Raw genomic sequence first — 13,659 nt, forward strand, 5'->3', positions numbered from 1 at the left:
TCGTAAGGTTTTGAGATACTAAAATCTGAACGTATTCTATCCTCTTAAATTAATAAGTCAATAAAGTAACTTGCGTGATAATTTAAAAATTTATCAAATAAGAGAATGTTCTAGGATTAATTAGCTTATTTATCAATCGGATAGTAATTTTATCGTAAAAATTGACTAGATATTGTTGGTTTTATCGTTAAAGTATTCTTTTTCTCTTCTTTTTTCTGAATGAAGATTAGCTCAAATAGCGTTGCCAAATTTGTTGAATAAATTGACGTTCAGCGACAAATTGTTGATCTGGAATAATTGCTTTTTTGTCATCTAAATTTAAGTGATGAATTTGATTGCGTAGTGCAATGTAGCTGGTTTTTAATCTTTCTCCTATATCTTGAGGTAAGATCTGATACTTCACCATATCATCAAAAATTCTGACATTATCAGACCACTGAGTTAAAGCGGGTTGTTGTGGGGCATAAGCAAGGACTAAATATTGGGCGATAAATTCAATATCGGTGATTCCACCTTTGTCTGTTTTAAGGTTAAAATAGCCAGATTGTGTATGGGGAAGATGTTGATACATTTTTTCTCGCATTTGGCGGACGTCATCTTTAAGTTGAGTTTGAGCTTGAGGGGAGGATAAAACGTGCTGGCGAATGTGATTAAATTGTTGTTGCATTGAAGGATCACCAAAAATGGCTCTCGCTCGCACTAAAGCTTGTCGTTCCCAAGTCCATGCTTCATTATGTTGATAGTCATTAAAAGCTTTGACTGTACTCACGAGTAAACCTGCACTTCCTGAAGGGCGTAAACGCATATCAATTTCGTATAAAATACCAGAGCTTGTTTTGATATTAAAAATACTGATAATTTTTTGGGCAAGACGTAAATAGAACTGACTGCTATCAATACTGCGTTTACCACCGATAGTTTGCCCTTGAGGTGGTGCATTATGCAGGAATACGAGATCTAAATCGGAATGATATCCCAACTCAATACCACCTAATTTTCCATAGCCAATTACAAGAAAACCTTGTGGGTACAGGCTTGATTCTAAATGATCGGGCGTACCATAACGTTGAGTTAATTGTTGCCACGCTAAGGTTACAACAACCTCAATAATCGCTTCTGCAAGATAAGTGAGATGATCACTAACTTTCATTACTGGTAATGCCCCTAGAATATCTGCACTAGCAATCCTTAATTGGGTTGCTAATTTAAATTGCCGTAAGGTGTCGATATGATGTTCTTCATCATCTTGTGGTATTCGCATTAGATAGCGTTGTAATTCAGCTTTGTATTCGGTGAATGGTGGTGGATTGAGTAAGGTATAAGGGTTAAGTAATTCATCTAATAAAAGCGGATAACGTGCAATTTGTTCAGCAATAAAAGGGGAGGCGGAACAGAGTTTAAAGAGTAATGCTAGAGAGTTTGGATTTTCATAGAGTAGTTCTAAATAGGCAGTACGAGTTGCAATTTTTTCTAAAATATTAAAAATGCGTGGAAGTAAAATACTCGCATTAGGTTGGATAAGTAGCTGATCTATTGTGGTTGGTATCAGCCGTTCTAATACATCTTTTCCCCTTACTCCGATTGATTTTTTCAGCATAACTTGCCGAAATTGAATAAGCTCGGTTAATAATGTCTTTTGTTGCTCAGGATCGTTTAAATGAGGAATAGCTTGTAACAGTTTTTGCATATCGTCTAAATTAAAATCTACGCCAAAGAAATCTTGCCATTCAGACAGGCTAGGCTTAGTTTGTTCCTCTTTTTCACCGATCAGATGCTGAAAAATATGGTGGACTTGTTGTTGTAGCTGGTGTAGATATTGATAAAAATCTTGCCAATTTTTGATCGGTAGCTTGATTAGTTGCTCTTGGTTATTTTTATTAAGAATCTTAAAGGTTTGGCTTGCAATTACCAGTCGTGTTTGATCTAACGGATCGGTTGGTAGTAATTGCGTTTGTTTATCATCTATTGCTTGTAAGATATTTTCAATTCGTCTGAGAAAGAGATAAGCAAAATGGAGTTGTTGGCATTCTGCCTCAGTCAAAAGATTTAATGATGAGAGCTGTGGGAGTATGTTTAATAATGATTGTTGTTGTAAATTTCTTTCTCGCCCACCACGAATGAGTTGAAAAATCTGTACAATAAATTCAATTTCTCTAATTCCACCTGTACCGAGTTTTATATTATCAACAATCCCACGCCGCCGTACTTCAATCGTAATTTTTTGTTTCATTTCACGCAATGCTTGAATAGAACTAAAGTCTAGATAACGGCGATAGATAAAAGGGTGGAGTAATTGGCGAAGATAAGCTTGATGCGGATCATTGTCGTCTTGTCCTAGAATACGTGCTTTGATCATCGCATAACGTTCCCAATCTCGCCCTTGTTCTTGATAATAATCTTCCATTGCTGAAAAACTTAAAACTAAAGCCCCCGCTTCTCCAAAAGGACGGAGTCGCATATCGACTCGATAAACAAAACCATCAATGGTAGATTGAGTTAATGCCTTAATGAGTTGTTGGGCGAGACGAGTAAAAAATTGGGCGTTATCAATCGAACGCCTTGCACCTTGGGTTTGCCCGTGTTCAGGATAGGTAAAAATCAGATCAATATCTGAAGAAAAATTGAGTTCAAAGCCACCTAATTTTCCCATTCCTAATATTAAGAGTGTCTGTTTTTCACCTTTTGTATTGACTGGTGTGCCTAGTTCTGAACAGAGTCTAGGATAAAGCCAATCTCTCGCTTCGATCACTAAGGCTTCAGCCAGTTCTGATAAATGCCTAAAGACTTGTTCGACAGTCATTAAATTTAAACTTTGACAAAGGCTAAGTTTTGCCATTTCTTGATGACGAAAATGTCGTAGTATTGCATAGAAAGTTTGCTCTTGTTCAATACTCTTTAAATGGGAATGTAGCTGTTGACGATAAGGCGTGGACAATGGAATAGAATTCGCACTGGTTTTATCGTTACAAGCAAGCCAACATTCTGCAAAAAAAGCAGGAGATTTTTGCCAAAAATTAAGCACAAAATCTGACAAGTAGCTTGAAATTGTTATTGATTTTAATGGCTCGGGGTGTTGTGCAAGAGGTTGCTTGAGTAATTGCTGATAGGTTGCCTTTTCTGGAATTGAAAGAGAGTGAATTAATTCAGTTAATATTTCAATTTGGCGAGAGGATAGGTATAGATTTTTTAGGGAAATATCAGCAATATTCGTCATAGCAAGCCCCATCTGAGAAAAAATTATCAAATAACCTTATCATAAGGTGGTGATTTTGTGAATGCTATGGGTATGTATATATAAGAATACTAGAAAATGAAAAAAATTAGATATTAAGTGGTGGGCGATACCGGGTTCGAACCAGTGACCCCCTCCTTGTAAGGGAGGTGCTCTCCCAACTGAGCTAATCGCCCACTTAATTTATTTGAGAGATAATCTTCTAATCAGAAATTGGTGGGCGATACCGGGTTCGAACCAGTGACCCCCTCCTTGTAAGGGAGGTGCTCTCCCAACTGAGCTAATCGCCCAATTAATGATTAAGATTAACAGACGGTTACCTTAAGAATTGGTGGGCGATACCGGGTTCGAACCAGTGACCCCCTCCTTGTAAGGGAGGTGCTCTCCCAACTGAGCTAATCGCCCGTCTGTTGTGTGGTGGCATTATAATTATAATCTTCTAACGGTCAACTCTTTTTTACACCTTTTTGCTTGGTTGCGGCAAAAATAAACATTATTACGGATTTTTCACTGTAAATTAGAGAAAGTCATAGTAGAATAACCGTTTATCAAAATAATAATGGGCGTTAAATTTTATTGCTATCTTATTAGTTAAAGGCAACATAATGAACAAAATTGAAACTTTATTTCCAATCGATCCAACTATAAAAGTGCGTACTCGTTTTGCACCAAGTCCAACGGGATATTTACATGTAGGTGGTGCAAGAACAGCACTTTATTCGTGGCTTTATGCTAAACACCATCAAGGTGAGTTTGTTTTGCGAATTGAAGATACCGATTTAGAACGTTCAACGCAACAAGCTGTTGATGCGATTTTAGAGAGTATGGCGTGGTTAAAATTGGAACATAATCACGATGTGTACTATCAAACAAAACGTTTTGATCGTTATAACCAAGTGATAGATCAGATGTTAGGACAGGGATTAGCTTACCGCTGTTATTGTACGAAAGAACGTTTAGAAAATTTACGTCAGCAACAAGAAGAAAATAAAGAGAAACCACGTTACGATCGCCATTGTTTGGAAAATCACCAGCACGATCCAAGTCAACCGCATGTGGTGCGTTTTAAAAATCCAACAGAAGGTTCGGTGGTATTTCATGATGCTATTCGTGGCAAAATTGAAATTAGTAATAGTGAGTTAGATGATTTAATTATCCGCCGTACAGATGGTTCACCAACTTATAATTTTTGTGTGGTCATTGATGATTGGGATATGGCAATCACGCATGTTATTCGTGGAGAGGATCATATTAATAATACGCCACGTCAAATTAACATCTTAAAAGCATTAAATGCACCAGTCCCTGTGTATGCTCACGTTTCTATGATTCTAGGTGATGATGGTCAGAAATTATCAAAACGTCATGGTGCAGTAAATGTGATGCAGTATCGTGATGAAGGTTATTTGCCAGAAGCCTTATTAAATTATTTAGTTCGTTTGGGCTGGGGACATGGGGATCAAGAGATTTTTTCACTTGAAGAAATGATTCAATTGTTTGATCTCAGTTCTGTGAGTCGTTCGGCGAGTACGTTTAATACAGAAAAATTACTATGGTTAAATCACCATTATATTCGAGAATTGTCGGTTGATTATATCGCACAACAACTCCAATGGCATATGGAACAGCAACAGATTAATTACCATCAAGGTCCAAAATTAACTGAAATTGTTACTCTATTAAGAGAACGTTGTAAAACTTTAAAAGAAATGGCACAAGCAAGCAGATATTTCTATCAAGATTTTGATTCTTATGAAGAAAATGCTGCGAAAAAACACTTAAAAGAGGCAGCATTAGCACCGTTATCTACTGTATTAGCTAAATTAAGTGCATTATCTGAATGGCAAGCAGAAGCTATTCATCAAGCAATTGAGCAAACAGCGACTGAATTAGAGATTGGTATGGGTAAAATTGGTATGCCGTTGCGTGTTGCGGTAACGGGTGGTGGACAATCCCCATCATTAGATGTAACACTTGCTGCAATTGGACGTGAAAGAAGTTTAGCTCGAATTGAAAAAGCAATTCTTTATCTTAAACAACAAGCAGCATAAGTGTTCTAAAATTAAGCAGTTAAACTAAAAGCCTTGCTTTTTTTCAGTTTAATATTGACATCATAAGTGGCGATAATTAATATTACCGCCACTTAAAGCCAGTCTTTGGGGATATAGCTCAGTTGGGAGAGCGCTTGCATGGCATGCAAGAGGTCGTCGGTTCGATCCCGTCTATCTCCACCAAATTTTTTAATCTTATCAATTATTTAGTGTTGATAAGATTTTTTGTATTTAGTGCTGTGCCAATTTTGTGCCAGAAAGTTGAACATTGTTAACGTGACTATGTAAATGCTCAATAGATAGGTGTGCATATTTTCGTACAGTATCTGTTTTGCTCCATCCGCCAAGTTCTTGCAGTACATATAAAGGTGTTCCCAATGCTATTTCCTGTCTTTGATTCGTCCGAGTTTACCCAAGCAAGTTTTTTCGGCAAATCAATTTGCGACCACTTTAATTGAGTTATATTCGACATCCTTAACCCAGTTAAAATTGCAAATTGTACGATGGTTTTTAAATGCTCTGGCAGTTCCTGCATTAACCTCATTTCTTCGATTTCCGTCAGCCAGCGAATGCGTCTCTTAGGTTCAGGCAAGAGTTTTATTGCAGGGCATTTATCTAGCCAATCCCATTCGACCGCAGCTCTAAGTATCACTCTAATCTGTTGCAAAATCGCATTAATAGTTCTATTTTTAACCCCCTCTTTTCTTGAGAGAGATGATTTGACGTGACATAAATTCTCCTTATGTCCCATCTCTTGTTCGGGGCGATTTTGACTATTTTTTACAAAAAATTCAAGCTCTTTAGGATCAAACTTCCAATACTTACCAATTTTATAAGCAGGTATTTCTTTCTTACCAGCTCTTTCCCTCACTGTTGTTGGATGCATATTAAGGGTTTTGATAAAATGTTCCGCTTTTTTTCTGGGTAACTGTTCAATGCTTTGAACACCATAGTATGCAAACGCTTTTTGGATATCGGTATTTGTTAGTTCAATGAGCTTATAAAGATTTTCGATTTGCTCTGTTGTGGCTAATTCTGTTACTTGAACTTCAATCACATTTGGCTTTGGCGTAACATTAATTGGTTGGCTATTCTCGGTAATACGCTCTGCTTCATCTTGATCGTAAATACCTGTGAAACCAAATGCTAGCCTTGCACATTGGATCATTGCCTTGTGGCGTAGCATTCGTTTTGGGTGAGATTTCCAAGCTGGTGAGTTATCCCTAAAACATTCCGTCATATATTCTGTCACTTGAATAGCTCGTGAGCGGTCTTTGCGATAAATTTTACAAGTGCATTTTTCATCATCAAGATCAAACTCAATGCCATCAAACTGTGGATTTTCGTTTAAGATACGAGACCAGCCGTCCACGCCGACAATTGGCACAATGCCGTTGTTGCGATCTGGGAAAGCGTAAATCTCTTTCGTCCATGGGTTGAGTGAATACTGATTTGCTACAATCAGTAAGGCGGTCATTTGGCTATCGGTTACATTACCTTTAAAGGCGGTTTGTTTTAAGGTTTCAATAAGATTTGAGCCGTCGCTAATTTCAAAGCGATTAGCGAGTTTTTGGGTTAAGGTTTGAAGTGCTGTTGTCATTTTATTTTCCTTTGTTTGCGATTAAATCTGTTGTTGTTCTGCAATAATTCCTGTCACAGTCTGGACTTAAATCTAATTCGTAAGCACACCGCAACAAGCTGATAATCATTAAAATTCTGAACATAATTTCATCTTTTTGCTGAATTTAAGGTAAGAAAAACCGCCACACGGTTCTCGGGGAAGTGCGGTCGGTTTTTGTTAGAATTTTAAACGTCGATTTTTACGGCTTTTGGATCGAATTGGCATAGGTGCTTTAATACACGCCAGTTGGTCATTGGGTCAGCTTCAAATTTTTGAGTAATGCGGTTTAGTGTTTGGTTTGTGGCACGTAGTACACTGAGATAGTCATAAGCTTGTCCGTAGATTTGCCCTGCCATATCTGACCTTAACATTTTAAAGATTTTGTGAATATGTTGGGATATTCCCACGCCACGTTTGAAAGCAAACCACAGCCAAGCCATTTGTTGGAGTTCGTACTCGGTGAATTCAAAAGTATATTTTTTCTCTGGTTCGGGTAGGGCGAGTTGTTTTGGTTGTTGTAAGGCTTTGCGTTCGCACTCGATGAAGTATTTGCGAACTTGTCGCCCTTTTTCGTTGCGTTCGACCATTGCAAGTTCTTTGCCCATATCAAGGGTGATGTGATATTCCTTGCGAGGTCTGCCGTTAGTGCGTTGGGTGACGATGATGTAGTCTTCGTCTTGAACAAAGCCGTAGTCGGTTATGCGATCTTTGATCCAGTCGCCATATTGTCGTTTACTTCCTACAAATGCGTGTAGTTCACGAGCATTACAGAGTTGTACTGTTTGATTTGCAATTAAACCGTTGAAGACTGGAATTAAATTTGAATTTGTCTTACCGCTCTTTGAGGATTACGGCGTCCTTTCGGACTTCCACCTAGCTCATCATTGGGCTTTTTGATAAATTTGTCAAAAAGGTTGATTTAGGCTTTTCGTAAAATTTTACGAAAACTTGATTTGCTGGGTTTCGGCTATAAAAAAGCCACCATTTAGGCAGCCACTTATTTACCGCCTCAAAGATATTCAGGAGACCAATCCCGACTTTCGTTTGAAAGTAAAGGTATCCTAATCCGTGTTAGCGGTTTTTGTCAAATAAAAAAGCCTGTTGTGTGAACAGCTTTGAATTTTATGCATCTTCTTTTTTATTTTTTATAGGACATAATTTTTCAAGTACTGTTTCAAATGGAGAGTTTTTTACATTTTTATCAAATAAACGAACAGGATCGTCCCCCATATTTTTAATAGATAATTCCAATAAGAGTTTTTTCAAATCTCTATCTTCTGTTTCGTCAACTTTGCGTTGATACCCTTCAAATGCAGTAGCAACTGCAGCTTTATATGCATATTCTTCCTGCACTCTAACTAAGTGATTGTTGCGTTGGGCATTCGTCCAAACTAACCAGATAAGAGGTAAAGACAATGGTAGGCGAGATAGAAACCTTATGTAGTCAAAAGTATTAGAAAATTCGAAATATAAAAGAGCGCTAATACCAGAAAATAAAAGGATTAGGCCTAGGTTTCTCCAAAAGGCAGACCAATAGATTGGTTTATATAGCTCTTTTTTTCTATCTAGGAAAGCTTTCGCCATACTCGCCATATTGGCTAGCCCTAAAATATCTTTTATTTTTTCTTTTTCAGTCTCTAATTCTTCCCGTAACTCTTCTAATTCATTTGAGTTATTAGTTTTTATCTCTCTTATTTCACTTTTTAATTTTTCAATTTCTTGCTCTTTTTTTGTTATGGATAATATGAGTTCATCATATTTTGTTTTTTGTTCTGTGTAATTATTTTTTGCTGTTTTATATTCAGCCTCCATTGTAGTAATGGAGTTGCCTAAAGTTGTTGCATTTTTATGTATGGTTTCAATGGCACTAGAATTTGTTTGAGCCTGACCTAGAGCAGTTTGAAGAGATGTTAATTTATTAGAAAACTCAGTATTTTTTTTATTAAATGCTTCATCATATTCTTCGATTTTTTCGTTAAATGAATCAGTTAGATTTTGTTCTAACTTTTTAAATAATGGGGTTTTTGATACGAATGAGTGATATAAGGTTTCACATGAAGAATATAAGTCCACAAAATCACCGAAACACTTTTCTAAATTGATATTACCATCATTAGAATCAATTTTATTTTTTATTCTCTTTAGTAGGGGAGCTATTTTTTTATTTTCATAGGTTCTACATAGTAATGACTCAAAGTCGGATAAATGCTCTAGTTGAGATATTGTGTGATTAAGTAGTATGGATAAATATTCATCAGTTTTGATTTCATCTACAATTACTTTTAGGTCCTTTGCAAGTTCAACAGCACTCATTACTTTCACCTCTAATTAAAATTAGAGCGATATTTTATCAATTTACTTTCTGAAGTTCTCCTGTTTTTTTATCCATATTACAATAGCTCCAGCTCTCCATTTGGCACTAAGACAGTTATCCTCCTTGATTACAGGAATTGGGAAATCAGGTGCTGAGGCTATTTTTGTGATAAAATCAGAGAGTGGTATTTGCATAAATTTGCTTATATCGTGTCCATTCCAAAGCTCATTAGATTCTTCATTAATATAAGCAAATCGAATATTTTGGTTCTGCACAATGATTGATCAAATTTCTTCGATTTTAGTTAGTTTGTTGATTATTAGTTTTTCCATTTACGTTACCCTTATAAAAAAGCCCACCTATTACAGTGGGCAACCTTAGGAGTATGTCTGCACGGGGTTTAACGCCTTCCGTGTGGGCGTAATGAGTTTCTCCTATTTCTCATTCAGAATCGCACTCAAAGCTGATAAAAAAGGTTATAGACTGAAAAAAACATTTGCTAAGAATGCAGTTTTGAATGATGACTGTGATTATTTATGCTTGCCACAGTCAGCAAGTTAACTTCAGTTACTCACTTGTGTCTCAATGTACACGACCAGTTTTCGCCTAAACATACTGCTAGTTCACGTCTGATCCCATTATTTTGGGCGTGATCTGTTGTAGCGACGGGTCTATATGGTCTTCCGTACTTTTACTAACTACTCACCATTGGTAGCAGTATGTTTTATTCAAATTGTTAAAGAGCGTTGAGATGTGTATCTCGTTTTGATGGATATAATTTAGTAAATACTAAATATTTAGTAAATGGCTTGTTTAGTTTTATTTAGTAAAAATCTTTATTTATTTAGTAAATAACTGTTTTTTAAAAGGTATTTAATTTTAGGGGAGGTGTTTAATTGATTATTTTTTATTCATTCAAGGGTGGCAATGCGTTATATTTCTGAAAGTTAATAGGAGATGAATAGATAAAGCAGATATAGCTATTACAGTTAACAAAATAGCTGTATTCAAGATAATGTTTTAGGTTATTTGTTGTGGTTTCAATAAGTTAGTGTTAGAAATTCAGTTTTTATTAGATGAGAATTCAAGATAATTAGTGTTGTTTGATGCCATTTTCGTGGTTTCATGAAAATGATTAGGGGATTTTAGGTAAAAGAAAACCACCTCTATGGGTGGTTTAATTGATATAACAATATGATTGTGGTGGCGTCCCTGATGGCAATATTTCTGATATTTTTAATGGCTCGTCATATAGATGAAACGAATCAATCTCAAATGCGTGAGCCAAGGTTCTTGACGAAAAATACTCATCAAAAAATTTTTTACTAATTCCCGAAAAATCTTTTGTTTTTTCCCACAATGATTCAGGTTCATGTGTGTAAGTTGCTTTTACTTTAAATTCCCCGATTACCTTTCCGACTGGCATTGTGGAATAAACTACAACTGTAGTTATACCTTTCTTCTTCGGTAAAGACTTTCTAAACTCAAATTTTTTTTCACCAGAGATTATTTTCTCCACAAACTCAGGTTTAATTGACAATAAAACTTTCATTAGCTTGAGATAACCTTAATATAGATTGAAATACATTATCAGAGATTGGCTCTAACACTATTCTAGTGTGATCTCCGATTAAGTTATTGTCAAGGAGTTCGCGTCTATTTATTCTTTTTGGCAAAGCCATATTATAAGTAAATCGAATAACGTAAGGGTATCGTCTTTCTCGATAAAATGAGGATAATTCTGATGAGGTGAAAACACTAAATTTGGTGCAATATTGCAAATATTCATCTTCGGATAGGAACTCAGAGGTATGTTTTACCTCTTCAACGAGACATATAGAAGATACGACCGCTCGGTGGTATGCTGGTCCATTACCGTCTCCAGTTCGATATATAACAAGAATATCCCCTCTTCTTAATATATTGGCATTGTAAGCCGCGGAGATATAGATTTTATGAATGCTATTGGAATGAGACACATCTTGAACTATGTCCGGTGATTCATTAAATAATCTAGATTCAGGAAATAGCCTTGTGTGATATGAAGGATGGATCGCCAACAAGAATTTATTTGTTGTAGAAGGAATATAAGGGTAATCAAGTAGGATATCTCCAACCGTAAGACGCATATTTCTTGCATAAACATATTCTACACCATTAGATGTTTGCTTTTGACCTGCTTCAGAAAACCTATATTTCGTAAATAAATTAATCAGGTAAGTATGTTTTTTAAAGACGGTTAAATAAACTAGTTCTACACGATTTGCAATGGCTATATCAAGAATCTTTTTGATAAAACGCTGACCTCTTAATGTGCCTTTAGGGTTAAATTTAAATGTCCCCACTTTTAAAATATGTTTGTTATAGATTGGCGGAACAATATCTGTTACTTCATTCTCAAATTTGAGATATAAAAAACCATCTATACCATCTTGCCCGTATAGAACATAAGCATAATCATTATTCTTTCGGTGAAACCAAGCAGAAAACTCTTCGTAATCTGATTTTAGACTGTCAAAGAAAAGGTCATCTAAATTAATATTTTCAAATTTAGTATAAATCAAATTTTCCATAAGGACTCCTGTTTTAGAACAATAATATCTACATCGTCGCCTATATTTAAAGGATTTTTTTAGTTAAATGTTTCTATTAATTGTGTAGCAGTTTCTTTTCCTTTAGGGAGATATAAGGTTTTTTTTAGTATATATTTAGGAAATTTGGTTTTTAAATAGCAATTTCGGAACCATTGTCTAAATTCTGACAAACTATTTTCTGGATATGCGTTGATTTGTTGAGGGTTCGATTTAAATTGAGAGAAGTCTTCTGGATAATAATGCGAACAAAACACAGACTTACCAAATTTACTTTCAAGATTATTATCTTTCCAATATTTAGACCAAGCAATTCCGACACTTATGTCAGGAACGGTATGTTGATTTATTAATAACCCAGCATTAATTAGATCAACAATCATACCCGCTATTTCATTGAATATAATAAAGTAGCCTTCTGGAACACTTCCCATATTTTTTAGAATGGATACTCTATTATGATAATGTTTCCAAGGATCATCAGGAATATATCCTGTAGTTTTGTAGATGTATTCTTTCAGTCCAAATTTGGCGAGTTCTCTAAAAGATTGTAGAGCAATTGTATTATCAATACGCTTAGATTCAAAAGCATAAAATTCAATAATGGCCATACAAACAACATCTGGATAGGCATAATGTATACTTCCATTTTTTATTACTTGTATAAACAGCTTGGTCTCATTAAATCCTTGAGCAGAAAGATAATTAGAAAGAAAAATAGTCCGTTCTGTAGAATACACCCCTTTTTGGGCAGACTCTTCCCACTCAGTAGATAATGCTTGAAGTGTAATTCTAGAGATACCACAGGCATTTGCTAAGCCTGTTTGGGTGAGATATGGTACGCCATTTCCTAGTACTCCCATACCGATGCCATTTACTTCAATTTCTTTTTCAATTGATATATCTAATACCCCTTGACTAGGTGCTATCAAATAGTTTTTATTCATAATTAACTCCTTGATTAATAAGGGTAAATAGGGTGCTACATGTCTGTTCTACAATGTGGGATTATTATCCCCTACAACCACTACCTACTCTTAATCCCTAAAGCAAAACTGAGTACCAAAACACTTTCCCTAAAACTGAGATTTCTTGTAAATTGGTGATTTCATCGTCGTATTCTTCGCTGTTGTAACTTCTTATTCTTACTTGATTGTTTGGGAGATTATAAAGTAGTTTTATTCTTAATAATCCGCCGTGATTAATTGCATATATCTTCCCATCACGGATAACTTTATTTCCTAAATCTATCCCTACGGTTGTTCCATCTGGAATAACGGGTTCCATAGAGTTACCATCAGCAACCACACAAACCGCATTTTCATATTGAACACCTTGACGTTTTAGTGTTGCTTTAGAAAAACGTAATTTAAAGTTATTGTAATCATTAATATCATCAGCAAAACCATTTCCTGCAGCAAATCGAATATCACGATAAAAAGGTACGGCAAATTCATCATCACTTATCGGAGTATTGCGATCCCACAAATCAAATGACCCAATCTCTTTTATATTAGAATCTAATTTTGACTCTTCATTATGAGATGAATCTAAATAAAACTTTGGCATGCCATTTTCTGACTCTAGTCGTCTAGCTGCTTTTTCACCAAATGATGGTGTTTTCCCGCTGATTAGCTGAGATACGTAACTTCTATCTTTTTCAGGCACAACTTTATCTGAAAACCAACGTTTCAAATTTTCTCTTCTAATTTTTGTAAGCGTTTCTCTGTCTAGACTCATAAAAACTCCTTAAATTTTATCAATGATATTTAGTAATGGCTAAACTGGCAAAAACTAAATATATTTACTTTTGTTTTTAGTCAATACTAAACTATGTTTAGTTTTTAATT

At 35.5% G+C, this 13,659-nt stretch carries 9 protein-coding genes and 4 tRNA genes; 2 read left to right on the forward strand and 11 right to left on the reverse strand.

The features are described 5' to 3' along the window. Positions 1-226: 226 nt before the first annotated feature. The 4 genes from glnE to CEP47_RS00805 all read right to left on the reverse strand — a co-directional run bounded on the left by glnE (position 227) and on the right by CEP47_RS00805 (position 3,637). Positions 227-3,214, reverse strand: a complete 2,988-nt coding sequence (glnE, locus tag CEP47_RS00790; RefSeq protein WP_265482658.1) for a bifunctional [glutamate--ammonia ligase]-adenylyl-L-tyrosine phosphorylase/[glutamate--ammonia-ligase] adenylyltransferase — start codon at positions 3,212-3,214, stop codon at positions 227-229. A gap of 118 nt (positions 3,215-3,332) precedes the next feature. Further along, positions 3,333-3,408 (reverse strand) — tRNA-Val (locus CEP47_RS00795). Between the two features lie 38 nt (positions 3,409-3,446). After that, positions 3,447-3,522 (reverse strand) — tRNA-Val (locus tag CEP47_RS00800). A 39-nt stretch (positions 3,523-3,561) separates the two neighbouring features. Then, positions 3,562-3,637 (reverse strand) — tRNA-Val (locus tag CEP47_RS00805). A 200-nt stretch (positions 3,638-3,837) separates the two neighbouring features. On the opposite strand from CEP47_RS00805, the gene gltX reads away from it, so the two are divergent. Both gltX and CEP47_RS00815 read left to right on the forward strand, forming a co-directional pair. Beyond that, positions 3,838-5,283 (forward strand): glutamate--tRNA ligase, encoded by a 1,446-nt coding sequence (gene gltX / locus CEP47_RS00810; RefSeq protein WP_261919856.1) that lies wholly within the window; start codon positions 3,838-3,840, stop codon positions 5,281-5,283. Positions 5,284-5,390: 107 nt separating this feature from the next. Then, a tRNA-Ala gene (locus tag CEP47_RS00815) sits at positions 5,391-5,466 on the forward strand. A 109-nt stretch (positions 5,467-5,575) separates the two neighbouring features. On the opposite strand, the gene bet is transcribed toward CEP47_RS00815, so the two are convergent. The 7 genes from bet to CEP47_RS00855 all read right to left on the reverse strand — a co-directional run bounded on the left by bet (position 5,576) and on the right by CEP47_RS00855 (position 13,549). Then, positions 5,576-6,883: a phage recombination protein Bet gene (bet, locus tag CEP47_RS08905; protein ID WP_444860499.1), complete on the reverse strand. Its 1,308-nt coding sequence runs from the start codon at positions 6,881-6,883 to the stop codon at positions 5,576-5,578. A gap of 206 nt (positions 6,884-7,089) precedes the next feature. Further along, positions 7,090-7,719 (reverse strand): antA/AntB antirepressor family protein, encoded by a 630-nt coding sequence (locus CEP47_RS00830; protein WP_261921021.1) that lies wholly within the window; start codon positions 7,717-7,719, stop codon positions 7,090-7,092. 307 nt (positions 7,720-8,026) lie between these two features. Continuing rightward, entirely contained in the window at positions 8,027-9,217 is a 1,191-nt protein-coding gene (locus tag CEP47_RS00835; RefSeq protein ID WP_261919855.1) for a hypothetical protein, read from the reverse strand. Positions 9,218-10,395: 1,178 nt separating this feature from the next. After that, positions 10,396-10,770 carry an ASCH domain-containing protein gene (locus CEP47_RS00840; RefSeq protein WP_261919854.1) on the reverse strand — a complete coding sequence of 125 codons (375 nt, stop codon included), beginning with the start codon at positions 10,768-10,770 and terminating at the stop codon, positions 10,396-10,398. Beyond that, on the reverse strand, positions 10,748-11,791 hold the full coding sequence (locus CEP47_RS00845) for an N-acetyltransferase (RefSeq protein WP_261919853.1): 1,044 nt from the start codon (positions 11,789-11,791) through the stop codon (positions 10,748-10,750). The genes CEP47_RS00840 and CEP47_RS00845 overlap by 23 nt, the downstream gene beginning before the upstream one ends. A 59-nt stretch (positions 11,792-11,850) precedes the next feature. After that, a complete protein-coding gene (locus CEP47_RS00850) occupies positions 11,851-12,756 on the reverse strand; it encodes a hypothetical protein (protein ID WP_261919852.1) in 906 nt (301 codons plus the stop codon). 97 nt (positions 12,757-12,853) lie between these two features. Beyond that, the gene (locus CEP47_RS00855; protein WP_261919851.1) at positions 12,854-13,549 is read right to left on the reverse strand and encodes a S24 family peptidase; all 696 of its coding nucleotides are present in this window, start codon (positions 13,547-13,549) and stop codon (positions 12,854-12,856) included. Positions 13,550-13,659 lie beyond the last annotated feature (110 nt).

The sequence above is a fragment of the Mergibacter septicus genome (genome assembly GCF_003265225.1).
Lineage (GTDB): Bacteria > Pseudomonadota > Gammaproteobacteria > Enterobacterales > Pasteurellaceae > Mergibacter > Mergibacter septicus.

Excerpts from the sequence above, each read along its gene's own strand:
- glnE (WP_265482658.1), bottom strand. The coding sequence starts at position 3,214 with ATGACGAATATTGCTGATATTTCCCTAAAAAATCTATACCTATCCTCT.
- gltX (WP_261919856.1), top strand. The coding sequence starts at position 3,838 with ATGAACAAAATTGAAACTTTATTTCCAATCGATCCAACTATAAAAGTG.
- bet (WP_444860499.1), bottom strand. The coding sequence starts at position 6,883 with ATGACAACAGCACTTCAAACCTTAACCCAAAAACTCGCTAATCGCTTT.
- CEP47_RS00835 (WP_261919855.1), bottom strand. The coding sequence starts at position 9,217 with ATGAGTGCTGTTGAACTTGCAAAGGACCTAAAAGTAATTGTAGATGAA.
- CEP47_RS00840 (WP_261919854.1), bottom strand. The coding sequence starts at position 10,770 with ATGAAAGTTTTATTGTCAATTAAACCTGAGTTTGTGGAGAAAATAATC.
- CEP47_RS00845 (WP_261919853.1), bottom strand. The coding sequence starts at position 11,791 with ATGGAAAATTTGATTTATACTAAATTTGAAAATATTAATTTAGATGAC.
- CEP47_RS00850 (WP_261919852.1), bottom strand. The coding sequence starts at position 12,756 with ATGAATAAAAACTATTTGATAGCACCTAGTCAAGGGGTATTAGATATA.
- CEP47_RS00855 (WP_261919851.1), bottom strand. The coding sequence starts at position 13,549 with ATGAGTCTAGACAGAGAAACGCTTACAAAAATTAGAAGAGAAAATTTG.